This is a genomic window from Streptomyces sp. NPDC051322 (assembly GCF_040689485.1).
Lineage (GTDB): Bacteria > Actinomycetota > Actinomycetes > Streptomycetales > Streptomycetaceae > Streptomyces.
Map to the genome: position 1 here is coordinate 57644 of NZ_JBFBAK010000009.1, position 24066 is coordinate 81709.

Here is a 24066-nt window from a genome sequence, read left to right on the forward strand (position 1 = left end):
AGAGCGAACGTTGCGTAACTTCACGGTTACTGCCGCACACCACGCTGCCGCATACCACGCTGGGGGGAGAGTCACGCGTGCCCGGAATCGACGAGTGTCTGCTGCAAGCCATGCGGCTGCCCGGTGCCATGGGCGCCGCCGTGGTCGACTGGACCAGCGGGCTCGCCCTCGGCACCATCGGCGACTCGCCGACCGACGACCATGAGGCAACGGCAGCCGAGACCGCCGAGCTGGCGCGGATGGCCGCCGAACAACCCGCCTTCGCTCCGGAGGAACCCGCCCCCGGCGACGAAGCCGCGGCCAGGGATCTTCCGGTCGAGGACGTCATCATCACCACCCGCACCGGGTACCACATCCTGCGCTTCGTCGAGACGACCTTCGACAGCAGCGTCTTTCTGCACCTCTGGCTCGACCGCGACCAGGGCAACCTCGCCCTCGCCCGGTTACGGCTCGGCGATCTCGCCGAGCGACTGGTCCTGGCATGAGCCCCGCAACCGTGTCCCCCATGCTGGTCCGGCTCGCCGGCGAGCGCGCGACCGGTGCCCTGCTCCGTGACCGCGGCACGCTCTATCTGGTGGACGGCCAGGTGGTGCACGCCGAGAGCCCCGCCGCACCGGGCATCGACATTCTGCTCACCGCCACCGGGCGGTTGCGGCCCGAGGGCTGGCAGCAGGCCGTCGACCGGGCGGGCGCCCACGGTTTTGTCGGCAGATTCCTCGTGGAGAGCGGCCAGGTGGCCGGCGGGGAACTGGAGATATGCCATCTGGGCGCCCTGCACGACGCGGCGTTCTTCGCCCTGGCCCCCAGCAGCGGGCCCACCCGCTTCCGTTACGGGGTCGCGCACTGGATCGGTCCGGTGCACCCGGTGTCCGCCGAGGCGGTGGAACGCGAAGCCGCCCGCCGGAGGGACCTGCTCGACCGGCTCTGGCCGTATCCGGACGTCGACAACGCCCCGGTGGTACGGACCCGCCGCCGCCCGGACACCCCGGTCACCGCACGCCAGCGGGCCGTACTCGCCCTGGCGGACGGCGCGATGACCCCGCAGGACATCGCCCGCGCACTGGGCCGTCCGGCGTTCCACATTCTGATCGACATCCGCAGGCTGGCAGCCGCCGGCGCGGTCGAGACCCCGCGCGCACCCGTACCGCAGGCGCACCCGGTCCCCGCGTGGGTCGCCGGGATGACGCCGGACCCGGATGTCGCCCTGCTCCGCCGGCTGCGAGACGCATTGGAGGCCACGCTGTGATCCGCGCCCTGCGGCAGCGCGCTGAGAGGAGACAGCTGATGTCCGCAGAGGCCGAAGTCCTCGACGAGTTGCACCGGCTGCGAGCCCGGGTCCCGCTGGTCGTCGGGGCGCTCGCGGCCAGCGCCGACGGGCTGGTGCTGGCCCAGGACACCGCCTCGTCGGAGGCCGAGTCCATCGCGGCGCTCACCGCGGCGGCCCTTGGCGTGGCCCAGCGGCTGACGGACATCACGGGCCAGGGCGACTTCCGCGAACTGCTCCTCCGGGGCGAACGCGGCTACGTCGCCACCTATGCCGCCGGCCCGTCCGCGGTGCTCACGCTGCTCGCTCAGCCGCGCATCAACGTAGGCCGTCTGCACCTGGAAGCCCGCCGGGCCGGCGCCCGGATCGGCGAACTGGTCGACGGCGCCCTCGAACGGCCGGAGAGCCCATGACCGACATCCCGTCCCGACCCACCCGGTCCGAACCCGCACAGGCCAGGACGCCCCAGACCAGAACCACTCAACCCAGGACCGCCCGAACCGGGTCCACCCAACCCAGAAATACCAGGAAGAAAGGCAGTGCGAGCCTCATGGCGAACACCGAAACCACACTCAAGGAAGCGATGACCTCGATCGACGGGGCACTCGGAGCCGCCCTCGTCGACTACACCAGCGGGATGGCCCTCGGCATCCTCGGCGGCGGCAAGGACCTCGATCTGTCGGTGGCCGCCGCGGGGAACACCGATGTGGTGCGCGCCAAGGTGCGGACCATGGAACTCCTCGGAATGAAGGACGAGATCGAGGACATCCTGATCACCCTCGGCGAGCAGTACCACCTGATCCGGCTGCTCAGGGGCCGGGGCAAGAACGGCCTGTTCCTCTATCTTGCGCTCGACAGGGGCCGCGCCAACCTGGCCATGGCCCGGCACCAGTTGAAGAGGATCGAGGCCGAGCTGGAGATGTGAGACCGGCCGGTCCCGTGGAGATCAGCGACGCCGCGCCCCGCCCGGCGCGGCGTCGCCCGCGAGTACGCCCGTCGAGCGGTAGCCCTTGACCGGCCGGCCGGCGGGCCCCCGCGCGATCCAGTCCGTGCGGACCCAGAACAGCAGGTCGTCCGTGCGTTCCCGGCGCCCGAGGCGGACCGCCTTCAGCCAGAGCCCGGCGCCGGCCCCGGCGAGGGTGAGGCCGCCGGCGGCGGGGAGGGCGAGGGAGGAGGCCAGGGCCACGGCGAACGCGGCGAGCAGCCACCACCGGTGCGAGCGGCGCCAGTTCCGCAGGGTCACCGCCCGGTCCTGGAGGAAGTCCGAACGGCCGGCCCGGACCGGCGTCTTCGACAGGTGCTCGAACCGGCGCCTGCGGACCAGCGCCACAACCGCCGCGGTGATCAGAAAGAGCGCCGCACCGGCCTGCAGCCCAATCCTGCGCCCGGTGAGCCCGGGCAGCAGCACTCCGAGAGCCGCGGCGAGCAGCCCCAGCCACCACAGGGGGGCCGCACCGGCCCGTACCAGCACCGCGACCCGCGCCACGGCCCGCGCCTGGCCCTGCTTGTGCCCCGACTTCTCACCTTGTCCCTGCCGCTGTCCCTGCGCCGCTGCGCGCCCCACTTCCGTACTCCCTCCGCGGTCCGGTCCGAAACGAGCGGGAGGTTACCGAGGCATTCTGAGTACCGGCTGAGAAGGCACGGCTGAGAAGGCACGGCTGAGAAGGTGCCGGCTGCGAAGCGCGGGCGCCACTGGTCACTCCACGAAGAGGCCCCGGACCGACGCCCGCGCGTCGAATTCCTCCAGCCGGGCCTGCGCCTCGGGCAGGTCGTCGCACATCGCCTCCAGCAGCACCCGCCCGAGCAGCATCGGCCCGCACGCCGTGTCGAAGGCGAGCCCGGTGCCGACGGCCGCCGGGATCAGGATGTCGCTGTCCCGGGCGACCGGCGCGAAGGCCGAGTCGGCGACGGTGATCACGGTGAGGCCGGAGGCCTTGGCGTACGCCAGCGCCTCGACCACCTCGCGCGGATGGCGCGGCAGCGCGAAGCAGAGCAGCACCGTGGCGCCGGCGCGTACCGAGGCGTCGATACGGTCGGCCAGCATCGTGCCGCCCTCGTCGAGCAGCCGGACGTCCCGGTGCACCTTGGCCGCGAAGTACGCGAACCCCCGGGCCTGCGAGGAGGCGGCGCGCAGCCCCAGTACGGGCAGGACCGGCGAGTCGGCGAGCAGCCGCCCCGCCCGCTCCACCAGCACCGGATCGGCCAGCATCTCGGCCAGTTGCCGCAGGTTCTCCATCTCGGCCTGGACCGCCTGCTGGTATTCGTTGAGGCTGTCGCCGCCGGTCGCGCGTCCGGCCGGTGCGACCTCCCGCAGATGCCTGCGCAGCGCCGGGTAACCGTCGAAGCCGAGCGCCACGGCGAAGCGGGTGACGGACGGCTGGCTGACCCCGGCCAGTTCGGCCAGCTCCACCGAGGAGAGGAACGGCGCGTCGGCCGCCCGGCGCACCATGCAGTGCGCGATCCGCCGCTGCGTCGGTGTCAGCCGGTGCCCTTCGAAGAGCTGCTGCAGCCGTGCGGCCGCGCTGTCGCTCATACCGTTCCCCTCAAGATGCACATCCACTTCGCGTTCGTTCATTCCGTGAGTCAGAGCTCGTTGAACCGGTCGAGCAGCCTGGTCGCCGTCTCGACGTCATCGGTCAGCGGCCGGTCCGCGAGGTCCGGGTCGAGCACCGCGTCCGCCAGGTCGAAGGCGCGGCCGACCGGCAGGCCGGGGTCGATCCGCAGCTCACGCTGGCGCAATGCCCGTACCGCGGCGACCAGTTCGCAGCCGACGACATACCGGAACGCCCTCCCTGCCCGCAGCGACTGCCGGGCGGCCAGCGAGGCGAAGCTGGCCTGCTCCTCGACACCGCGGGAGAGGACAGCATGCCCGAGCGACGCGGGCGCGGAGAACGCCCGCAGGTCACCGAGCGCCGCACCGGCCGCGTACTCCAGGATCATCACACCCGAAGAGGCCGCCTCACCGTCCGCCAGAAACGGTCTCAGCCGGGTGAGAGCCGGCTCGTTCAGTGCGGCGAGCCGGGAGGTGGAGAGCCGCGCCGCCTGGGTGACGGCCAGCCTGAAGTGGTCGAGGGCGAGCGCTAGTTGAGCCAGGTAGAAGCCACCGTGGTGGTAGGCGGCCGGGCTGTCGTTGAGCGCGGTGGTGGGGCAGATCAGTGGGTTCTCGGCCGCCGCGTTGATCTCGATGGCGAGGGTCCGCTCCAGCAGGTCGGCCGCGTCCTGTGCGGGGCCGTGGATCTGCGGGACGCAGCGGAAGCCGTACGGGTCCTGGATGCGGCCCAGCGGCGGGGTGGGCCGCTCGGGTGCGCCGAGCAGATACCGGCTGCGGGCGGCGACCGCGTACGAACCGGGGTGCGGGCGCGCCGCGTGCACCGGCTCGGCGTACGCCTCGAAGGAGCCGTCCACGGCCAGCAGCGACAGCGCGGCCACCACCTGGGTAGCGGCGACCAGGCGGCGCAGTTCGTCGAGGGCGAGCGCGGACTGGCCGAGGGTGAGGGCGTTGCTGCTGATCAGCGCGAGTGCGTCGTTGTTGTCGAGCGGCTGGGCCTCGGGCGGGGTGCCGCCCCGCCACGGGTGCTCGCCGGCCAGGGCGAGACCCATCTGGGCGAGGGCGGCGATGTCACCGGTGCCCACCGAGCCGAATTCATGGACCACCGGGTGGGCGCCGGACTCCAGCGCCTCGCAGAGTGCGGTGACCACGGTCGGCCGCAGCCCGGCCCCGCCTGCCAGCAGCTGGTTGGCCCGGATCGCGAGCATCGCCCTGATTTCGTGCGCGGGCAGCGGGTCGCCGATGGCTCCGGCGTGCGAGCGCAGCAGCCTCAGTCCGTGGTCGGCCGCTGCGCCCGAGGGAACCGATTCGTTACGGTTGGCACCCACACCCGTGGAGCGGCCGTACACCCGACCCGATGCGGCGAGCTCACGAGCCGCGTCCCACGACAGTTCGACGCGCTTCAATGCCTCGGTTCCGGGTACGGGCCTGGCCGTGCCGCGGGCGAGGCGCACCACATCGGCGACCGGAAGGGACTCACCGTCGAGGACCACGATGCTGGTCGGAGTGTCCACCATGTGGGATGGCATCATGCGCGAATGCCTCCTTTTGCGACATACGGTCTTGCCCGCCGGACCACCGTAACCAGTGTTTTACCGCAGCCCATTGACAAGTTATTCAGACAACGAGAACTCTGCATGACCATATGCAGCCGGGCAAGGGATGACCGATGATCGAATTCGAAGCCGTGCACAAACGCTTCCCGAACGGCACCACAGCAGTCCACGACCTCACCCTGGACATGCCGGAGGGACAGATCACGGTCCTCGTCGGTTCCTCGGGCTGTGGCAAGACGACCACGCTGCGGATGATCAACCGGATGGTCGACCAGACCTCCGGCACCATCCGTCTCGCGGGCAAGGACATTCTGCAGGCGGACGCCGCCGAGCTGCGGCGCGGCATCGGTTACGTCATCCAGCAGTCCGGGCTCTTCCCGCACCGGACCATTCTGGACAACGTCGCCACCGTCCCGCTGTTGCTGGGCTGGGGCAGGAAGAAGGCGCGCGCCCGCGCCGCCGAACTGCTGGAAACGGTCGGTCTGACCGCTGACACCGGCAAGCGCTACCCGCACCAGCTCTCCGGCGGCCAGCAGCAGCGTGTCGGCGTCGCCCGCGCACTGGCCGCCGATCCGCCGGTGCTGCTGATGGACGAGCCGTTCGGCGCGGTCGACCCGGTGGTCCGCACCCAGCTCCAGGACGAGCTGCTGCGGCTGCAGCAGGAACTCAGCAAGACCATCGTCTTCGTCACCCACGACATCGACGAGGCGGTACGGCTCGGCGACCGAATAGCGGTCTTCCGCACCGGCGGCCACCTCGTCCAGTGCGCCGAACCGGCCGAGCTGCTCGCCCGGCCCGCCAACGCCTTCGTGGCGGATTTCCTGGGCGCCGAACGCGGCCTGAAGCTGCTGTCGCTGACCACCCTTGCCGCCGTACCGCAGTCCGCGGCCGTCAGCATGAAGGCCGACCAGCAGATGTCACGCGCGAAGCGGGCGGACCGCTGGCAGCTCGTCACCAGCGCCGAAGGCAGACCGCTCGGCTGGCTCGACACCGAGACGGCCCCCGCTTCGGGCACCGCGGGCGACGCCCCGCTGCTACCGGTACGGGCGCTGCGCGACACCGACTCACTGCTCTCCGCGCTCAACGAGACGGTGTCGTCACCGAGCGGCCTGGTCGCCCGGGTCGACGCCGACGGCGTGCTCACCGGTGTCACCGCACGCGCCGACATCCATCACCACGCGGGCGAGGCACACCTCACGGCCGGCGCCGCGGCGCCCACGGGCACCACGGTATGACCATCGACTGGGGCTGGTTCCCCGACCACACCGGACAAATGGCGCACCTCACCGCCGACCACCTCTCCACCGCGGTGCCCGCCGTCCTCATCGGCCTGCTGATCTCGCTCCCCCTCGCGGTCATCGCCCACCGGATCCGGCCGCTGCGCGGTTTCGTCCTCGGCCTGTCCAACATCCTCTACACCATTCCCTCCCTCGCCTTCTTCGTGCTGCTGCTCCCGATCACCGGACTGACCAGGACCACCGCGATCACCGGACTGACCGCCTACACCCTGGTCGTCCTGGTGCGGAACACCGTGGAAGGCCTGGACGCGGTGCCCGCCAAGGTGCGTGAGGCATCCACCGCCATGGGCACCCGGCCGCTGCGCACCCTGCTCACCGTGGAGCTTCCGCTCGCCCTTCCGGTGATCATGGCGGGCATCCGGGTCTCCACCGTGATGTCCATCTCGCTGGTCAGCGTGGCCAGTTACATCGGCTACGGCGGCCTCGGCCAGCTCTTCATCGACGGCTTCCAGCGCAACTACCCGACCCCGGTGGTCGCCGGAGTGATCCTCACCCTGCTGCTCGCCCTGGTGGCGGACGCGCTGCTGGTCACCGTCCAGTGGCTGTGCACACCGTGGACCCGCCGGGGTCGTTCACCGAAGAGAGGTGCCTGACCCGTGCTGGAACTCCTCAAGAACCTCGCTTCCTGGCTGACCAGTTCGTCCCAGTGGTCCGGCTCGGAAGGCATCGCCAACCGGCTCGTCGAACACCTCCAGTACTCGCTGCTCGCCACCGCGATCGCGGCCGCCATCGCACTGCCGATCGGCATGCTCATCGGCCACACCGGACGCGGCGCGTTCCTCGCCGTCAACCTGGCCTCCTTCGGCCGTGCCCTGCCGACCGTCGGCCTGGTCACCCTGGTCTTCCTGGCCGGCGGGCTCTCCATCTGGCCGGTGTACATCTCCCTGGTCGCCCTCGCCGTACCGGTGATCGTCACCAACACGTACGCGGGCATGGCCGCCGTCGACCCGGAGGTCAAGGACGCGGCCAAGGGAGTGGGACTGCGCGGCCATCAGGTCCTCTGGCAGGTGGAACTCCCGCTCGCGCTGCCGTTGATCATGACCGGCATCCGGCTGGCGACCGTCCAGGTGGTGGCCACCGCGACCATCGCCGCCTACGTCAGCTTCGGCGGCCTGGGACGGTACGTGTTCGACGGCCTGGCCCAGCGCGACCTGGTGCAGGTACTGGGCGGCGCGGTACTCGTCGCCGTGCTCGCCGTCGCCGCGGACCTGGCGCTCGGCGGGGTGCAGCGACTGCTGCTCCGCGGCCGCCCCGCCAACGCCCGATGACTTCCCAGCCCTTCCTGGAGATCCTCAGATGAATCGCCGTACCGCTCTCACCGCACTCCTGGCCGGTGCCTCGGCGCCGCTGCTCGCCGCCTGCTCGTCCGGCATCACCTCGCTCGACGGGCAGGGTTCCGGCGGTGACACCGGGTCCAGCGCCGGCGGCCTGGTCATCGGCACCGCCAACTTCACCGAGAACCAGATCCTCGGCTACCTCTACGCGGGTGTGCTCAAGGCCGCCGGCATCAAGACCACCGTCAAACCCAACCTCGGCTCCCGCGAGATCATCGTCCCCGCGCTGAAGGGCGGCGACATCGATCTGCTCCCCGAGTACCAGGGCAGTCTGCTGCTCTACCTGAACCCGAAGGCCACCGAGACCGAGGCGGGTGCCATGCAGAACGCACTGGCCGCGGTGCTCCCGGCCGGTCTGGAGGTCCTGCCCTACGCCGCGGCCGAGGACCGCGACAGCTTCGCGGTCACCCGGGAGACCGCCGACAAGTACGGCCTGCAGAGCCTCGCCGACCTGAAGAAGGCAAACGGCAAACTGGTCTTCGGCGCGGCCGCCGAGATGAAGAAGCGGGTCGTCGGGGTGGTCGGCCTCAAGGAGCAGTACGGCGTGCAGTTCAAGGAGTTCAAGGCCCTGGACTCGTCGGGCCCGCTGGTCAAGGGCGCGCTGAAGAAGGGCGACGTCGACGTCGCGAACGTCTTCACCACGGACGTCGACGTGGCGGCGAACCACTGGGTGGTCCTCGCCGACCCGAAACACCTGGTGCCCGCCCAGCACGTCGTACCGCTGATCGCCGCCCGCAAGGCCGACGGCAAGGTCCGCAAGGCGCTGGCCCGGCTGGGCAATGTCCTCACCACGGCAGCGCTGACGGAACTGAACCGCCTGGTCGACAAGGAGAAGCAGGACCCGGACCGGGTCGCGGAGGCGTGGCTGAAGAAGCAGAAGCTGGTGGCCTGAGGCAGACGGGCCGCTCGACCGCTGAACCGGCCGATCAGAGGGGCGGCGGCGCGCCCGCCGAGTGCCGTTCCACCAGCCGCGGCGCGCACAGCACCCGCTTCCGCCGCACCCGCCGCCCCTCGATCGCCGCCACGGCCAGCCGCGCCGCCCCGGCGGCGATCTCGGCGAGCCCCCAGTCCAGCGTGGTCAGCGCCGGTGTGAGCACCCGGGAGACCGGATGGTCGTCGAAGCCGACCAGCGAGACGTCCCGGCCGACGATCCGGCCGGCCTCCGCGGCCGCCGCGTACACGCCGTAGGCGATCGAGTCCGAGAAACAGAACACCGCCGTGGACCGGCCCGCCAGAACACCCCGGGCGACGGCGGTCGCCTCACCCAACTCCTGTGCACACGGCAGGACTTCCACCGCCAGGCCGAGGCGGTCCGCGGCCTCCCGCACATACACGTCGGCGGGCCGGTCGGGCGTACTGGGCCCGGTGGGGGTCAGCACGGTCACGTACCGATGCCCGAGCCCCGCCAGATACGTGAGCACCGCGTCGATGCCCGCGCGGTTGTCGAAGAGCACCTCACCGGCCGTCCGGGCCTGCCGCAGCGAGTCGCCTATCGAGACGACCGGCACCGCGTCGGCGATCCGCGCCCAGCCCTCGGCCGACGGGTCGACGGGCGAGACGAGCAGACCGTCCACCCGCTGGTCGCGGAGCTGCTTCGCCAGCGCCAGTTCCCGCCCGGGGTCGCCACCGGCGTCCAGGATCAGCGCATAGCGGTCGCCCGCCAGCAGTTCCCGCCCGATCGCCGCCATCAGCTGCTGCTGCCACAGATCCTGGAGGTCGCCCGCCAGCACGCCGACCATGCTGGTGCGGCCGCTCGCCAGGGCCCGGGCGATGGGATCCGCCTCGTAACCGAGCTCGGCCGCCGCCTTACGGACCCGCTCCTCGGTCTCCTTGGAGACCTGTTTGCCGCGCAGGGCGTAGGAGACGGCGGCCGTGGAGAGGCCGGTGGCCTCGGCCACCTCGCGGAGGGTGGTGCGCTTGCTGGGCCTGGCCATGCCGCGAAGCCTACCGGGCGCCCTTGACAGTCCGCTTGGTTAAGCGATTCACTTAAGCGCATCACTGAAGCGCTTAACAAGGGAGCTCCCCGCACAAGAAAGGGGCACGTTGTCCACGGACGTCCACCAACACCTCTGGCCACCCGCCTTCACCGGACTGCTGCGCACCCGCACCACCGCTCCGTACCTCGACGGCTGGACGCTGCACCTGCACGGTGAGCCGCCGTACCCGGTCGACCCCGCCGATCACGACATCGCGGCCCGCACCGCGCTCGTCCGCGCCGACGGCCTGGGGCTCGCCCTCGTCTCGCTCTCCAGCCCGCTCGGCATCGAATACCTGCCGGCCGACGAGGCCGCCCCCCTGCTGTCCGCGTTCCACGAGGGCGCACTCGCCCTCCCCGCACCGTTCGGCGTCTGGGCGTCGGCCCACCTGCGCACCCCGGACCCCGAGGCGCTCACCCGTGATCTGGGCCGCGGCTGCGTCGGCCTGCAGCTTCCCGCCACCGCACTGCTCGACGAGGCCGGCTGGACGCGTTGCGCACCGCTGATCGACGCCGTCGCCCGCGCCGGCAAGCCGCTCTTCGTGCATCCCGGCGCCGCCCCGCCCGCCGCACCCGGGGCGCCGCCCTGGTGGCCGGCCCTGGTGCCGTACGTCCAGCAACTGCACGCCGCCTGGTTCGCCTTCCGCGCCTTCGGCCGCCGCGCCCACCCCACCCTGCGGGTCTGCTTCGCCGCGCTGGCGGGCCTCGCCCCGCTGCACGGCGAGCGGCTCGCCGCGCGCGGCGGCGGTCGCGGCACGGTCGACCGCGATGTCTTCTACGACACCTCGTCGTACGGCACGCGCGCCGTCGACGCCCTGGCCAGAGCGGTCGGCATCGACGCGATCGTCGCCGGCAGCGACCGCCCCTATGCACCCCCCACCGTCCCGGACCTGGGTGCCGACGCCGCCGTCCACGCCCTGCGCACCGCCAACCCCGCCCGCCTCCTGAAGGGAGCAGCCCTATGACGTATGACGCCGCCCTGCCCGACCGCAATCTCGACAAGCGCGAACTGCAGGCACTGGTGGACGATCTCGCCACCAGGCCGGAGCTCTGGCGCTCGGACGTCGCTTTCTCCGACACGGATCGCCATTACGCATCCCTGCACCGCGACGAGTACGTCGACATCTGGCTGCTCTGCTGGACCCGGCAGAACGACACCGGCTGGCACGACCACGACATCTCGTCCGGCGCGGTCCGGGTCGTGCAGGGGCTGCTCACCGAGTCGAATCCGCGGATCGGCGGCCGTCACCTGGCGACCGCCGTCGGCGCCGGCGAATCGTTCTGCTTCGGCCCGGACCACATCCACCGGCTGACCGGCGCGAGCGACGACGCGGTGTCGATCCACGCGTACTCGCCGCCGCTCTGGCGGCTCGGCCAGTACGACATCAGCGACGACGGACTGATGCGCCGGACATCTGTCTCCTATGCGGATGAACTGCGCCCCATGGATGCTCCGGCCGCCTGACGAGACACACTCCGCAGCCTGCACCTATTGACCTTCCATTCATCTCGGCTCACGCTGCATAGATCGATACATCGCGGCGATGTATCGCAGTGATGTGGGGAACGAGAGGGAGGCCGTCCATGGCAGGCCTGGTGGAACAGCGCTCGATCGACGTCGTACCCGACGAGGAGCGCCACGGCACGGCCTTCTCCCAGTTCACCCTCTGGGTCGGCGCGAACCTCCACATCACCGCGGTCGTCACCGGCGCGCTCGCCGTGGTCTTCGGCGGCGGCGCGCTCTGGTCGATCGTCGGGCTGCTCCTGGGCAATCTCCTCGGCGGCGCGGTCATGGCCCTGCACTCGGCGCAGGGCCCCCGTCTCGGGCTGCCGCAGATGATCTCCTCGCGCGCCCAGTTCGGCGTGAAGGGAGCGGTCGTCCCGCTCGTCCTCGTCATCCTCATGTACGTGGGCTTCTTCGCCAGCGGCACCGTGCTCGCCGGCCAGGCGGTCGGCAAACTCACCCATCTCGGCGACACCACGGGCATCGTCGTCTTCGCCGTGGTCACCGCCGCCATGGCCGTCATCGGCTACCGGATCATCCACACCCTGGGCCGGGTGGCGAGCATCGTCTGCGCCGTCGCCTTCGTCTACCTCGGCATCCGCCTGCTGGACCGCATCGACCTCTCGACCGTCCTGCACGACCACAGCTTCTCGTTCCCGCTCTTCCTCCTCGCGGTCTCCCTCTCCGCTTCCTGGCAGCTGGCATTCGGCCCGTACGTCGCCGACTACTCGCGCTATCTGCCCAGGACCACCAGCGGCCGTGCCACCTTCTGGTGGACGCTCGGCGGCAGCGCGCTGGGCTCCCAGTGGTCGATGACCTTCGGCGTCCTGGTGGCCGCCACCGCCGGCGACGCCTTTCTGAACAGCCAGGTCGGTTACGTGGTCGGCCTCGGCGGCACCGGCCTGATGGCCTCGGTGCTCTACTTCGTCATCGCGCTGGGCAAGCTCACCATCAATGTGCTCAACACCTACGGCGGCTTCATGTCGATGGTGACCAGCATCAGCGGCTTCCGCGGCCAGAAGACCCTCACCCCGCGCGGCCGCACGATCTACATCCTGATCATCATGATCGCGGGCACCGTGGTGGCCCTGGCCGGCAAGGACAGCTTCCTGAACTCCTTCAAGGACTTCCTGCTCTTCCTGCTGGCCTTCTTCACTCCGTGGTCGGCGATCAACCTGGTCGACTACTACCTGATCTCCCGGGAGCGCTACGACATCCCCGCCCTCTCCGACCCGCACGGCCGCTACGGTTCCTGGCGCTGGGACGCCCTGCTGGTCTACGGAGTCGGCCTGCTGGCCCAGTTCCCCTTCCTGGCCACGTCCTTCTACACCGGCCCCCTGGTCGCCCCGCTCGGCGGAGCGGACATCTCCTGGATCGTGGGTCTGCTGATCCCCGCGGCGCTGTACTGGCTGCTGGCCCACCGCAACACCGCGCACATCCCGCCGGCCACCATCCGCACCGCCGCGGCCTCCGCCCCGGCGTCCCGTTAGCGCGCCGGGACCCGTCCGGAGGAGGGCCCCCACCGCATTGGGGGGTTAGCCCCACTGCCCCGGCGGCCCCGGATTCGTACCGTATTCACCATGGAAGCCAGCGAACCGGAGCTGAAGAAGGAACTCGACGCCACCCTGCACGCCCGCAGGGAACTGGGCGCGGACTACGACACCGCGCTGGTCGAGTCGTTCCTGGAAAAAGTGGAGCAGCGTCTCGACGGCACGGTGGACCGCCGGGTGCGCCGCCAGCTCGCCGAGCAGCAGCTGGTGGTGGCCAGGGGCAGCCGCCCGCCGCAGTCCGAGAGCGGATTCGGGGAGCGCTTCGGCTTCGGCATCATCACGCTGATCGTGGCCATCCCGTTGTCCGCCATCGGCGCCGCCCAGGCCCACCTCGCGGGACTGCTGGTGACCTGGGCGGGCATCGTCGGCGTCAACGTGGTCCACGCGGCCCGCGACGGCGGCCTGTTCCCGCACCGCCGGGGCACGTCCTCCTCCGCGTCGGACTGGGAGGAATGACCGGGCACAGCGTCCGGGTTCACGCCTGACGCGTCGGGAGCACGATCACCTGGCGCAGGTTGATGTGCCGGGCCCGGCTCGTGACGTATCCGACCAGGTCCGCGATCTCGTCCGAGGCCAGCGGTCCGATGGCATCGGACATGCCGTTCAGCTGCCCCGACAGCTCGGCGTTGTCGATGTGCCCGCCGAGCTCCGTGTCGGTCAGGCCGGGCTCGATATTGGTCACCCGGACGTCGCGCGGGCCCAGTTCGGTGCGCAGCGACTCGGAAAGATAGGTGAGCGCGGCCTTGGTCGCACCATAGACGGCGTAGTTCGGAAACATCACGTGCGCGCCGATCGAGGAGATGTTGACCAGGTCGGCCGTCCGGCCGTCCGCCGCGGCGGCCAGCAGGTCCGGGGTGAAGGCACGGATCATGCGCAGCGCGCCGGTCACATTGGTGTCCAGCATCCGCTGCCACTCGTCGATACGGCCGTCATCGACCGGGTTCGGCAGCATCACGCCTGCCCCGTTCACCAGCAGATCGACCGGCCCGTACGCCTCGTGGACCCGGGCCACGGCGGCGTCCACCGACTGCTGGTCGGTGACATCCGCGGTCACGGCCAGCGCCTGCCCGTCCTCGGCCCTGATCTTTTCGGCCAGCTCATCGAGCCGCCCGGCACGCCGGGCCAGCAGCGCCACCCGGGCTCCGCGGGCGGCCAGCAGCCGGGCCGTCGCCTCGCCCATGCCGCTGGCCGCTCCGGTGATCACCGCGGTCCGGCCGGAAAGGTTCTCGTACGTCATGATGCGTGGCTCCCTCGGCTTCCTGCGGGGTTCCGCAGGGGTGTTCCTGCTGACGGAGACCACTCTGCCGGGGGCCCGGCGGGTTACCCAGGGCTGACCTTTTCCTGGGTCTGCCAGTACCAGGTTGCCACCGGCGCCATGTCCTGAGGGCCGGGCCCTTAGGCTCGGCGCCATGGACGGTGAACTCGGAGACTTCCTGCGCTCACGGCGCGCCCGCATACAGCCCGAGGAGGTGGGTCTGCCCGCGCACGGACGCCGCCGGGTGCCGGGGCTGCGGCGCGAGGAGGTGGCGCAGCTCGCGGGGGTGAGTGTCGACTACTACATCCGTCTGGAGCAGGGCCGCGGAACGAGCGTCTCGGACGCCGTACTGGAAGCGGTCGGCCGGGTCCTGCGGCTGGACGGGACCGAACAGCAGTATCTCCGCGAGGTGGCCCGTCCGCGCCGCACCTCGCCCGTGGTCCGCCAGCGGGTGCGGCCCGGGCTCCAGTTGCTGCTCGACACCATCGAGCGGGCGCCCGCCTTCGTGCTCGGCCGGCGCATGGACGTCCTCGGCTGGAACGCGCTGGCGGACGCGGTCAACGGCTTCGGCCGGATGACACCGCAGAATCGGAACATGCCCCGGCAGGTGTTCCTCACCCCGGAGGCCCGCGAGCTGTATCCGGAGTGGGACGCGGTGGCGGCCGAGACGGTCGCCCATCTGCGACTGGACGCGGGACGCCACCCCGATGACAAGCAACTTGCGGCTCTGGTGGGCGAGTTGTCGCTGAAGAGTGACGACTTCCGCCGACTCTGGGCGGACCACCTGGTGAAGGAGAAGACCTACGGAGTGAAACGCATCGCTCACCCCGTGGTGGGCGAACTGTCCCTTCCGTACGAAACCCTCGCCCTGCCGGGCGACCCGGACCAGTTGCTGGTGGCCTACACCCCGCAACCCGGCTCCGCGACGGCGGAGCGCCTGGCCCTGCTGGGGAGTTGGACGACCCCCGCGCGGAAGTGACCCGGCCCGGATGACGGGGACCGCCGCACCCCCGGCGAACCGGAGGGCGGGACGACGGCGGTCCCCGCGAGGACGCGGTGACGGGTCAGGGACCGTTGCCGCGCCCATGGCGTCCTGGAGGCCGGGAGCCGCTCCGGAGGTCCGTGACGCCGTTCGTGCCGCCGGAAGGCCGCCCTTCCGACATCCACTACTGTGCCCGGGCCGTGTTAAGAGCGTGCTGCGTGAACATGTCGGGCTCGTACCACTGTCGAGAAGGGATCCGCCAGGGATTACGGGGCGGCCCTCAGGCGTCGCTCTTGGCCAGGAACGCCAGCAGGTCCTGCCGGGTCACCACACCCGTCGGCTTGCCCTCCACCAGGACGATCGCCGCGTCCGCCTTGCCCAGCACGGACATCAGGTCCCCGACCGGCTCGCCGGAACCGACCAGCGGGAGCGGGGAGGACATGTGCTTCTCCAGGGCGTCCCCCAGCAGGGCCCGCTTGGTGAACAGCGCGTCGAGCAGCTCGCGTTCGACGACGGAGCCGATGACCTCGGCGGCCATCACGTCCGGATGCCCGGCGCCCGGCTTGACGATCGGCATCTGCGAGACGCCGTACTCGCGCAGCACGTCGATGGCCTCGCCGACGGTCTCCTCGGGGTGCATGTGCACGAGATGCGGAATGCCGTGCGACTTGTACTCGAGGACGTCGGCGACGCGCGGATCCGTCCCCGGCTGCTCCAGGAAGCCGTAGTCGTTCATCCACTCATCATTGAAGATCTTGCTGAGGTAGCCGCGCCCGCTGTCCGGCAGCAGCACCACCACGATGTCGTCCGGACCGAGGTCCTTGGCCACGTGCAGCGCAGCCATCACGGCCATCCCGCAGGAGCCGCCGACCAGCAGGCCCTCCTCCTTGGCGAGGCGGCGGGTCATCTGGAAGGAGTCCTTGTCGGACACCGCGACGATGTCATCGGTGACGGAGCTGTCGTACGCCGTCGGCCAGAAGTCCTCCCCGACACCCTCGACCAGGTACGGGCGTCCCGAGCCGCCGGAGTACACGGAGCCCTCCGGGTCGGCCCCGATGATCTTCACCCGGCCGTCCGAGACGTCCTTGAGGTAGCGGCCGGTACCGGAAATCGTGCCGCCGGTGCCGACGCCCGCGACGAAGTGGGTGATCTTCCCGTCCGTCTGTTCCCACAGCTCGGGGCCGGTGGTCTCGTAGTGCGAGCGCGGGTTGTTCGGGTTGCTGTACTGGTCGGGCTTCCAGGCGCCCGGCGTCTCCCTGACCAGGCGGTCGGAGACGTTGTAGTACGAGTCGGGGTGGTCCGGGTCCACCGCGGTCGGGCAGACGACGACGTCTGCGCCGTACGCCCGGAGCACGTTGATCTTGTCGGTGGAGACCTTGTCCGGGCACACGAAGATGCACTTGTAGCCCTTCTGCTGGGCCACGATGGCAAGCCCGACGCCGGTGTTGCCGCTGGTCGGCTCGACGATCGTGCCGCCGGGCTGCAGCTCGCCGCTCTGCTCGGCCGCCTCGATCATGCGGACCGCGATGCGGTCCTTCACCGAGCCGCCCGGGTTGAAGTATTCGACCTTGGCCAGGACGGTCGCCCTGATACCCGTGGTCACGTTGTTGAGCCTCACCAGCGGGGTGTTGCCGACGAGGCTGATCATCGAGTCGTGAAAGTGCACCATGACGGTCAGCGTATTGGACAAGATTGGGCGGCACCTGTCTCCGGGCAGTTAGGTGATGTACGGCTATGAGGAGGTGGCGGTGTCGAGAGCGAGGGTGGCACGGCGGATCGCCGCGGGCGCGGCATACGGCGGAGGCGGCATCGGCCTGGTCGGGGCGGCAGCGGTGGGCGTGGTACTCGCCGAGGTGCAACTGGCGAAGCGGTCCGTGGGCGGTGGGCGCGCCCCCCAGGCGCCGAACGCGGACGGGCGGTACGGACTGGCGTTCGCCGGGCGCAGCGGCCACCTGGAGCCCTTGCGGCTGGCCATGCTCGGCGACTCCACTGCGGCGGGGCAGGGCGTGCGGCGGGCCGGTCAGACGCCGGCCGCGCTGCTGGCTTCGGGGCTCGCCGCGGTGGCGGAGCGCCCGGTGGATCTGCGGAACGTGGCCCTGCCGGGTGCGATGTCGGACGATCTGGACCGTCAGGTGGCCCTGATCCTCGATGATCCGGAGCGCCTCCCGGAGGTGTGCGTGATCATGGTCGGCGCGAACGACGTGACCCACCGGATGCCGCCGACCCAGTCGGTCCGCCATCTCACCACGGCGGTGCGCAGGCTGCGTGCGGCCGGCGCCGAGGTCGTCGTGGGCACCTGCCCGGATCTGGGCACGGTGGAGCCGGTGTACCAGCCGCTGCGCTGGCTGGCGCGACGGGTGTCCCGGCAACTGGCGGCGGCGCAGACGATCGGGGTGATCGAGCAGGGCGGGCGCACGGTGTCGCTGGGCGAGCTGCTGGGGCCCGAGTTCGCCGCGAACCCGCGTGAGCTGTTCGGGCCGGACAATTACCACCCGTCGGCGGAGGGTTATGCGACGGCCGCGATGGCCGTGCTGCCCACGCTGTGTGCGGCGCTGGGGCTGTGGCCGGAGACGGACCACCTGGACGCCACGCGCGACGAGGACATGCTGCCGGTGGCGAAGGCCGCTTCGGCCGCCGCGGCGGAGTCCGGCACGGAGGTCACCGGGGCGCGGGCCCCGTGGGCGCTGCTGAAGCACCGGCGTCGGCGGCGGCTGCCCGACACGTCGGAGCCCGCGGACGCCGCGCCGCAGGGGTGAAATGGCCTCCTTCTGGCGTCCCGGCGGCGTCCCGGTGCTGCCCCCGGTGGTGTCCCGGCCGCAAACGGACTACATTCTGAGCGGTCGCTTAGAAAAGAGTCCCGTATCACACGCCAGGTCCGGTGACCTCTGCACTACGGGCGGGTAACTTCCAGACAGCCTGCCCACCCGTGACCGGACCCACCCCACCAGGCCCCCGCGCCTGCCACCCCGAGCCCTCTGGAGCACGTGATGCCCGAAGCCGTGATCGTCTCAACCGCCCGCTCCCCGATCGGTCGTGCGTTCAAGGGGTCGCTGAAGGACCTGCGCGCCGACGACCTCACCGCGACCATCATCCGCACCGCCCTCGCCAAGGTCCCGGAGCTGGACCCGAAGGACATCGACGACCTGATGCTCGGCTGCGGCCTGCCGGGCGGCGAGCAGGGCAACAACCTCGGCCGGATCGTCGCCGTACAGATGGGGATGGACCACCTTCCCGGCTGCACGGTCACCCGTTACTGCTCGTCGTCCCTGCAGACGTCCCGGATGGCGCTGCACGCCATCAAGGCGGGCGAGGGCGACGTCTTCATCTCGGCCGGCGTCGAAATGGTGTCGCGCTTCGTGAAGGGCAATTCGGACAGCCTGCCGGACACGCACAACCCGCTGTTCGCGGAGGCCGAGGCCCGTACCGAGGCCGTCGCGCAGACCGCGGGCGCCAGCTGGCACGACCCGCGTGAGGACGGCCTGGTGCCCGACGCGTACATCGCGATGGGCCAGACCGCCGAGAACCTCGCCGGCCTCAAGGGCATCAGCCGCCAGGACATGGACGAGTTCGGCGTCCGCTCGCAGAACCTCGCCGAGGAAGCCATCAAGAACGGCTTCTGGGAGCGCGAGATCACCCCGGTCGCCCTTCCGGACGGCACCGTGGTCTCGAAGGACGACGGCCCGCGCGCCGGAGTGACGCTGGAAGGCGTGCAGGGTCTGAAGCCGGTCTTCCGCCCCGACGGCCGGGTCACCGCCGGCAACTGCTGCCCGCTCAACGACGGCGCCGCCGCGCTGGTCATCATGAGCGACACCAAGGCGCGCGAGCTCGGGCTGACCCCGCTGGCCCGGATCGTCTCCACGGGTGTCACCGGCCTGTCGCCCGAGATCATGGGTTACGGCCCGGTGGAGGCGTCCAAGCAGGCGCTGAAGCGGGCCGGGCTGACCGTCGGCGACATCGATCTCGCCGAGATCAACGAGGCGTTCGCCGCCCAGGTGATCCCGTCGTACCGCGACCTGGGACTCGACCTGGACAAGGTGAACGTCAACGGTGGCGCCATCGCGGTGGGCCATCCCTTCGGGATGACCGGCGCGCGGATCACCGGCACGCTGATCAACAGCCTGCAGTTCCACGACAAGCAGTTCGGTCTGGAGACCATGTGCGTGGGCGGCGGCCAGGGCATGGCCATGGTCATCGAGCGCCTGAGCTGACCCGGAGCGGGCCGCCGGACGGTGGTTTCGATCACCCAGAGACATGGAAGATCACCGGTCCGTGACAATAGGACGCCGAATACACCTTTCGCGTCCCAGTCGTGACCGAATCTCCCCCAGGATGTGACCTATCTCCTGGGGGAGAGCCGTTCCCGCAGGTCACAGAGGTATCGCTGATTAACCTCGGGCCCAAAGACCTGTCCAATTCATGACGTAATGCACTGACAGGCGGCACACTCCCACGACAAGCTGATGTAGTAAGTCGGGGAACCATTGAATCCGGGAGTAAGTCAGTGAGCGCCTTGTCTATTGCCCTGCTGCTGACGACGGCCGCCGCCACGGCTGTCGGGGCTGCGTCCCTGCACGCCGCACACGGCCTGCGCCGCCAGATCGCCGCTCTCCGCGGCGAGCTGGCCGTGACGGCCGGCGGCGCCCGGGGCGTGACCGTACCCGCCGCGCGGGAGACTCCGGCCGTCGAGATACGCGCCGCGGTCGCCGAAGCGCTGGCCGAGGAACGAGAACGTGAACTGGCGGAAGCACGAGCCTTCTGGGCCGCGCAGGAGTCCCGTGACGCCGCGGACGCGCCGTCGCTGCTCGGCGGTCTGGCCGGGCTCGGCGAGGATGCCGCGTTCTTCCTGCCCCGCCAGGCGGACTTCACCGGCTTCGACGCGGGTTTCGACGCCGCCGCCGAAACGGGACTCGAGACGGCCTTCGAGACGGCCTTCGAGACGGGTTTCGGCACCGAGCTGGAGCCGGCGGCAGAGCCGGCCGCCGGCACGGATGACGAACCGGCCGCCGACGAATTCGCCAACGAGAGCGCCGAACTGGCCGCGGCCCGCCGCCGGCACCCTTCGCATCCGGACTTCATTCCGGCCCAGGCACCCGCCGTGTCGGACCATGAGCGCATGGTCAACCGGCTCGAGGCACTCGCCGAGACCCGCACCGCGCTCACCGACGTGCGCCCCGGACCGCTCGGCACCCTCGATGTGTACGTCTTCACGGACGGCACCACGCTCTGCATGACGCCGGGCCACCGGGAGACCGCCGAACGCCTGGCCGAAGCACTCCGTCTGGGTGAAGCGCCGGTACTGCTGGGGGGTTCCGGGATCTCCGGTGCGTTCGCACTGACCTTCATGTGCGGGGACGAGAACGTCTACATCCTCGCCGACCGCGTCATAGCCTCACTCTGAGCCCCGCCGGGAGCCCCCACCGGGACTCCCGCGCCCCGGGCGTCCCCCGCGCAGCGGACCGCCGTCACAGTCCCGCTGCGCCCGCCGCCGCTTCCACGATCCTCACGGCCTCGTCCAGCTCCTCGGACGGGGCCGTCCGCAGTTCCTCGGCCAGGTCGTTCCCGGCGACGACGAGTTGATCGGCCACGACGAACATCCCGGCGTCCGGCATGATCCGCGCCGGGGCGTCCGGATCCTCAAGTCGCTGTGCCCGCAAGGAGAGTTCTCTGGCCAGCGCGAGCCCTTCAGCGGCGGCGCCGCGCTGCAGCCGGCTCTGCGGGGCGGACCGCAGTCGGTCGGCGAACCGGGCCACCGCGGTAGTGAGGGGGGTCGTATCAAGCACGCCGCGACCCTACGCGCCCGCGTCCGACTGTTGCCAACGGGCCGAAGCTCAGGCACGGTGCATGGAAGGACGGTCTACGGCCGACTCAGCGCAATGCCTCCGGAGGCGCCGATGTCCCAAGTCTTCTCCGATGAGACCCACCGCAATCTGCTCTCCCGCATCCCCCAGTGCACAGGGCGGGAAGTGTCCGACTGGCTCCGTGCCGTCGACGAAGGACCCACCCTCGTCCGCTTCGACGAGAAGGTCAGCTGGCTGAGGACCGAACACCACCTGGCTTACGGTCACGCCAAGGCCATCATCCACGAGTACGACCTGAGGCGCGCCGCGCGGCGGCTGGCCTGAGACGTACGGAAGGGCCCGCCCGGAGCGAATCCGGACGGGCCCTCACCTCACCGCAGAAGGCCAGGTCCTGTCCGGCCGATCTTTGCCGGACCCGGAACGCCTGGTGCGGGCTGATCCGACAAGACCGGCCGGACAGGACCTAGCGGTTGAAGATCGCGACGATGCGCAGCATCTCCATGTAGATCCAGACCAGCGCCATCGTCAGGCCGAAGGCGGCCAGCCAGGACTCCTCACGCGGCGCGCCGTAGGCGATGCCGTCCTCGATCTGCTTGAAGTCGAGGGTCAGGAAGAAGCAGCCGATCAGGATGGCCAGCACCCCGACGGCCAGGCCGAGCGGACCGAAGCTGCGCAGGCCGCCGTGGTCGGCGACGCCGGTGACGACGAGCAGCAGGTTGACCACCATCACGATCACGAAGGCGATGGCGATGGTCATGCCGATACGGGCATACCGTGCGGTGACCCGGATCCAGCGCTGCTTGTACGCGAACAGCGTGGCGGCCGAGACCGCCATCGTGCCGAGCACCGCCTGGAAGGGCGCGCCGGACCACTGGCTGTTGTACATCTCGCTGATCACGCCGAGGAAGATGCCCTCGAAGATGGCGTAACCGAAGATCAGCGCGGGAACCGGCTTGCGCTTGAAGGACTGCACCATGGCGAAGACGAAGGCCACCAGCGCGGACCCGAAGGCCAGACCGAAACTGGTCGCGGTGACCGGCAGCGCCACCCAGGCCAGTACGGCGCCGAGCACCACGGTGCCGAGCGTCATGGCCGTACGGGTGACGACGTCGTCCATCGTCATCACGTTGGTGCGCGGAGGCGCTGGCGGGGCGTAGGGGTCGGTGGCGTACGGGTTGGTCGCGTACGGGTTGGTCCCTACCGCCGGGCCCCCGGCCTGCGGCACCGCGTTGAAGCCCGCGTAGCCGGTGTCACGGCTGAAGCCCCGTCGCGAGAAGACCGGGTTGCTGCTCCTCATCTCACTCCTCAGTGGCCACCGGGCGTGGCCTCGCAACAAGAGTAATGGGACAGCAAAGGGATGGCTCTACTGCCCGGGAAGGATCTTTTCACGATTATGACGCCGATCTGGGGGTTTCATCCCGGCCCCGGCGCCGGGCCACCCGCACGGCCTCAAGGCCGGATCCACCGCCTGGGGCCGGTCAGCCTGCGGACGGGCCCCGGCGGGGAATGGCCGCGAGGGTGGCCAGTGCGGCCGCCAGGTAGAGCCCGACAGCGACAAAGGCCGCCTGGTGCATGCCGGTGAGGAACGACGGCGGGTGGGCGGTGCTGCCTGCGAGCGCGCCGAACGCGGCGATGCCCACGGCCCCGCCGGTCTGTCGTGCGGTGTTGTTGACCGCGGACGCCAGCCCGGCCTGTTCGGCCGGGACGGCCGACATCCCGGCGGCGACGACCGCCGGGGTGAGCAACCCCAGACCGATGCCCCACAGCAACAGGGCGGGCAGCAGTTCGCCGTAGGGGGAGTCGGCGTGCAGGACGCCGAGCAGCGCCAGTCCGGCAGCGGACACGAACAGGCCGCCGGCCATGGGGATGCGCGGGCCGATGCGTGCGGTGAGCCGTCCCGCGAAGGGGGCCAGCACACTCAGCGGGAGGAACAGCGGAATCGTCGCCGCGCCCGCCTCGATCGCCGATCGGTGCTGGACGACCTGCAGATAGAGGGTGAGGACGAACAGCGCGCCCAGGGTGCCCAGATTCATCACGCCGGCAACGGCGTTGGCGGTGGTGAAAGCCGGCCGGCGCAGATACCGCAGCGGCAGCATCGGCTGCTCCCGTAGGTGTTCGGTGACCACGAACGCGGCCGGCGTCACAACCGCCGCCCCGATCGCCACATCGACCGCGATCCCCCGGCCGGAGCGCCCGGCCTGGATGAACGCGAACGTGACGGCGAACAGCGCCACAGCTCCCAGCAGCATGCCCGGCGGGTCCAGCCGCCGCCCGCGCGCCTCGCGGCTCTCGCGGACCACCCGGCCGGCCGTCATCAGGGCCGCCACCACGATCGGCACGTTGAGCAGGAACACCGCGCGCCAGCTCAGCCACTGCACGAGCACCCCGCCCAGCAGCGGCCCCGCCGCGAGGGCCACGCTGCCGATGCCCGCCCACAGGCCGATCGCGCGCGCCTGCTCCCCCTTGCCGGGAAAGGTGTGCGTGATGACGGCCAGCGTGCCGGGCAGCAGGAGCGCGGCACCGACGCCCTGCAGTGCGCGGAACGCGATCAAGGTCCCGGGGCCGGGAGCCAGGCCGCAGCCCAGCGAAGCCAGACCGAAGACCGCAAGACCGGCCAGCACGACCCGTTTGTGCCCGTAGAGGTCACCGACCGTGCCCGCACTGAGCATGCCGGCTGCCAGGACGACGGTGTACGCGTCGACGACCCACTGCAGTCCGCTGCCGCCGGTGGAGAGAGCGCCGGCGATGTGCGGCAGCGCGACGTTGACGATGGTCACGTCCAGCAGCACCAGGAAATACCCCGCACACATCACCACCAGGACGACTCGCCGCGACCCGGCCGACGGACCCTCGTCCGGCCCGGCCGTACCGGGCTGTGCGTCCGCCGGCCGCGGCCGGGACCGGCTTCGGTCAGGATCTCGATCGGCCACCGGAACGCTCCCTCCGTCGGCCTGTCCGGTGCCCGTCATCGGGCGGGATGAACCTTCGCGAAGCGGGGGCAG

Annotated in this window: 26 protein-coding genes; 17 read left to right on the forward strand and 9 right to left on the reverse strand. The window is 70.8% G+C overall.

Features of this window, described 5'->3' with window-relative positions; translation table 11 throughout:
- Nucleotides 1-77: 77 nt before the first annotated feature.
- The 4 genes from AB0436_RS21365 to AB0436_RS21380 all read left to right on the forward strand — a co-directional run bounded on the left by AB0436_RS21365 (nucleotide 78) and on the right by AB0436_RS21380 (nucleotide 2189).
- A complete protein-coding gene (locus AB0436_RS21365) occupies nucleotides 78-485 on the forward strand; it encodes a hypothetical protein (RefSeq protein ID WP_366469492.1) in 408 nt (135 codons plus the stop codon).
- Nucleotides 482-1246 (forward strand): transcriptional regulator, encoded by a 765-nt coding sequence (locus tag AB0436_RS21370; protein ID WP_366469493.1) that lies wholly within the window; start codon nucleotides 482-484, stop codon nucleotides 1244-1246. The genes AB0436_RS21365 and AB0436_RS21370 overlap by 4 nt, the downstream gene beginning before the upstream one ends.
- Before the next feature lie 38 nt (nucleotides 1247-1284).
- Complete coding sequence (locus AB0436_RS21375) at nucleotides 1285-1677, forward strand: roadblock/LC7 domain-containing protein (RefSeq protein WP_366469494.1); 393 nt, start codon at nucleotides 1285-1287, stop codon at nucleotides 1675-1677.
- A gap of 137 nt (nucleotides 1678-1814) precedes the next feature.
- Nucleotides 1815-2189 (forward strand): hypothetical protein, encoded by a 375-nt coding sequence (locus tag AB0436_RS21380; RefSeq protein ID WP_366469495.1) that lies wholly within the window; start codon nucleotides 1815-1817, stop codon nucleotides 2187-2189.
- Between the two features lie 21 nt (nucleotides 2190-2210).
- On the opposite strand, the gene AB0436_RS21385 is transcribed toward AB0436_RS21380, so the two are convergent.
- The 3 genes from AB0436_RS21385 to AB0436_RS21395 all read right to left on the reverse strand — a co-directional run bounded on the left by AB0436_RS21385 (nucleotide 2211) and on the right by AB0436_RS21395 (nucleotide 5344).
- Nucleotides 2211-2735 (reverse strand): hypothetical protein, encoded by a 525-nt coding sequence (locus tag AB0436_RS21385; RefSeq protein WP_366469747.1) that lies wholly within the window; start codon nucleotides 2733-2735, stop codon nucleotides 2211-2213.
- Nucleotides 2736-2960: 225 nt separating this feature from the next.
- Complete coding sequence (locus AB0436_RS21390) at nucleotides 2961-3797, reverse strand: MurR/RpiR family transcriptional regulator (protein ID WP_366469496.1); 837 nt, start codon at nucleotides 3795-3797, stop codon at nucleotides 2961-2963.
- Nucleotides 3798-3847: 50 nt separating this feature from the next.
- Nucleotides 3848-5344, reverse strand: a complete 1497-nt coding sequence (locus AB0436_RS21395) for an aromatic amino acid ammonia-lyase (protein WP_366469497.1) — start codon at nucleotides 5342-5344, stop codon at nucleotides 3848-3850.
- 137 nt (nucleotides 5345-5481) lie between these two features.
- Here AB0436_RS21395 and AB0436_RS21400 point away from each other — a divergent pair, with 137 nt between their 5' ends.
- The 4 genes from AB0436_RS21400 to AB0436_RS21415 are packed head-to-tail and all read left to right on the forward strand — an operon-like array spanning nucleotide 5482 to nucleotide 8892.
- Entirely contained in the window at nucleotides 5482-6603 is a 1122-nt protein-coding gene (locus tag AB0436_RS21400) for an ABC transporter ATP-binding protein (protein ID WP_366469498.1), read from the forward strand.
- Complete coding sequence (locus AB0436_RS21405; RefSeq protein WP_365856323.1) at nucleotides 6600-7259, forward strand: ABC transporter permease; 660 nt, start codon at nucleotides 6600-6602, stop codon at nucleotides 7257-7259. The genes AB0436_RS21400 and AB0436_RS21405 overlap by 4 nt, the downstream gene beginning before the upstream one ends.
- Nucleotides 7260-7262: 3 nt before the next feature.
- Nucleotides 7263-7934 carry an ABC transporter permease gene (locus AB0436_RS21410; protein ID WP_366469499.1) on the forward strand — a complete coding sequence of 224 codons (672 nt, stop codon included), beginning with the start codon at nucleotides 7263-7265 and terminating at the stop codon, nucleotides 7932-7934.
- A 28-nt stretch (nucleotides 7935-7962) separates the two neighbouring features.
- Nucleotides 7963-8892 carry an ABC transporter substrate-binding protein gene (locus AB0436_RS21415; RefSeq protein ID WP_366469500.1) on the forward strand — a complete coding sequence of 310 codons (930 nt, stop codon included), beginning with the start codon at nucleotides 7963-7965 and terminating at the stop codon, nucleotides 8890-8892.
- A 34-nt stretch (nucleotides 8893-8926) separates the two neighbouring features.
- Here AB0436_RS21415 and AB0436_RS21420 read toward each other — a convergent pair whose 3' ends face one another.
- The gene (locus AB0436_RS21420) at nucleotides 8927-9934 is read right to left on the reverse strand and encodes a LacI family DNA-binding transcriptional regulator (protein WP_366469501.1); all 1008 of its coding nucleotides are present in this window, start codon (nucleotides 9932-9934) and stop codon (nucleotides 8927-8929) included.
- A 109-nt stretch (nucleotides 9935-10043) separates the two neighbouring features.
- Here AB0436_RS21420 and AB0436_RS21425 point away from each other — a divergent pair, with 109 nt between their 5' ends.
- The 4 genes from AB0436_RS21425 (at nucleotide 10044) to AB0436_RS21440 (ending at nucleotide 13485) form a co-directional block, all read left to right on the forward strand.
- A complete protein-coding gene (locus tag AB0436_RS21425) occupies nucleotides 10044-10940 on the forward strand; it encodes an amidohydrolase (RefSeq protein WP_366469502.1) in 897 nt (298 codons plus the stop codon).
- The gene (locus tag AB0436_RS21430) at nucleotides 10937-11440 is read left to right on the forward strand and encodes a cysteine dioxygenase family protein (RefSeq protein WP_366469503.1); all 504 of its coding nucleotides are present in this window, start codon (nucleotides 10937-10939) and stop codon (nucleotides 11438-11440) included. Before AB0436_RS21425 ends, AB0436_RS21430 begins: the two co-directional genes overlap by 4 nt.
- Before the next feature lie 119 nt (nucleotides 11441-11559).
- Nucleotides 11560-12969 (forward strand): cytosine permease, encoded by a 1410-nt coding sequence (locus AB0436_RS21435; protein WP_366469504.1) that lies wholly within the window; start codon nucleotides 11560-11562, stop codon nucleotides 12967-12969.
- 90 nt (nucleotides 12970-13059) lie between these two features.
- Entirely contained in the window at nucleotides 13060-13485 is a 426-nt protein-coding gene (locus AB0436_RS21440; protein WP_366469505.1) for a hypothetical protein, read from the forward strand.
- Between the two features lie 19 nt (nucleotides 13486-13504).
- On the opposite strand, the gene AB0436_RS21445 is transcribed toward AB0436_RS21440, so the two are convergent.
- Nucleotides 13505-14266, reverse strand: coding sequence for an SDR family oxidoreductase (locus AB0436_RS21445; protein ID WP_366469506.1), 762 nt, complete (start codon nucleotides 14264-14266; stop codon nucleotides 13505-13507).
- A 172-nt stretch (nucleotides 14267-14438) separates the two neighbouring features.
- Between AB0436_RS21445 and AB0436_RS21450 the strand changes: the two genes are divergently transcribed.
- Complete coding sequence (locus AB0436_RS21450) at nucleotides 14439-15263, forward strand: helix-turn-helix transcriptional regulator (protein ID WP_366469507.1); 825 nt, start codon at nucleotides 14439-14441, stop codon at nucleotides 15261-15263.
- A gap of 283 nt (nucleotides 15264-15546) precedes the next feature.
- On the opposite strand, the gene AB0436_RS21455 is transcribed toward AB0436_RS21450, so the two are convergent.
- Nucleotides 15547-16932, reverse strand: coding sequence for a cystathionine beta-synthase (locus AB0436_RS21455; RefSeq protein ID WP_366469748.1), 1386 nt, complete (start codon nucleotides 16930-16932; stop codon nucleotides 15547-15549).
- Between the two features lie 97 nt (nucleotides 16933-17029).
- Between AB0436_RS21455 and AB0436_RS21460 the strand changes: the two genes are divergently transcribed.
- The 3 genes from AB0436_RS21460 (at nucleotide 17030) to AB0436_RS21470 (ending at nucleotide 20664) form a co-directional block, all read left to right on the forward strand.
- Nucleotides 17030-18022 carry an SGNH/GDSL hydrolase family protein gene (locus tag AB0436_RS21460; protein ID WP_366469749.1) on the forward strand — a complete coding sequence of 331 codons (993 nt, stop codon included), beginning with the start codon at nucleotides 17030-17032 and terminating at the stop codon, nucleotides 18020-18022.
- Between the two features lie 231 nt (nucleotides 18023-18253).
- Nucleotides 18254-19474 (forward strand): acetyl-CoA C-acetyltransferase, encoded by a 1221-nt coding sequence (locus AB0436_RS21465; RefSeq protein ID WP_366469508.1) that lies wholly within the window; start codon nucleotides 18254-18256, stop codon nucleotides 19472-19474.
- A gap of 317 nt (nucleotides 19475-19791) precedes the next feature.
- The gene (locus tag AB0436_RS21470) at nucleotides 19792-20664 is read left to right on the forward strand and encodes a hypothetical protein (RefSeq protein ID WP_366469750.1); all 873 of its coding nucleotides are present in this window, start codon (nucleotides 19792-19794) and stop codon (nucleotides 20662-20664) included.
- A 64-nt stretch (nucleotides 20665-20728) separates the two neighbouring features.
- On the opposite strand, the gene AB0436_RS21475 is transcribed toward AB0436_RS21470, so the two are convergent.
- A complete protein-coding gene (locus AB0436_RS21475; RefSeq protein ID WP_366469510.1) occupies nucleotides 20729-21046 on the reverse strand; it encodes a hypothetical protein in 318 nt (105 codons plus the stop codon).
- Nucleotides 21047-21157: 111 nt separating this feature from the next.
- On the opposite strand from AB0436_RS21475, the gene AB0436_RS21480 reads away from it, so the two are divergent.
- Complete coding sequence (locus tag AB0436_RS21480) at nucleotides 21158-21388, forward strand: DUF4287 domain-containing protein (RefSeq protein ID WP_365856298.1); 231 nt, start codon at nucleotides 21158-21160, stop codon at nucleotides 21386-21388.
- Nucleotides 21389-21527: 139 nt separating this feature from the next.
- Here AB0436_RS21480 and AB0436_RS21485 read toward each other — a convergent pair whose 3' ends face one another.
- Both AB0436_RS21485 and AB0436_RS21490 read right to left on the reverse strand, forming a co-directional pair.
- Nucleotides 21528-22361 carry a Bax inhibitor-1/YccA family protein gene (locus tag AB0436_RS21485; RefSeq protein ID WP_366469511.1) on the reverse strand — a complete coding sequence of 278 codons (834 nt, stop codon included), beginning with the start codon at nucleotides 22359-22361 and terminating at the stop codon, nucleotides 21528-21530.
- A gap of 181 nt (nucleotides 22362-22542) precedes the next feature.
- On the reverse strand, nucleotides 22543-23994 hold the full coding sequence (locus AB0436_RS21490) for an MFS transporter (RefSeq protein WP_366469512.1): 1452 nt from the start codon (nucleotides 23992-23994) through the stop codon (nucleotides 22543-22545).
- Between the last annotated feature and the right edge of the window lie 72 nt (nucleotides 23995-24066).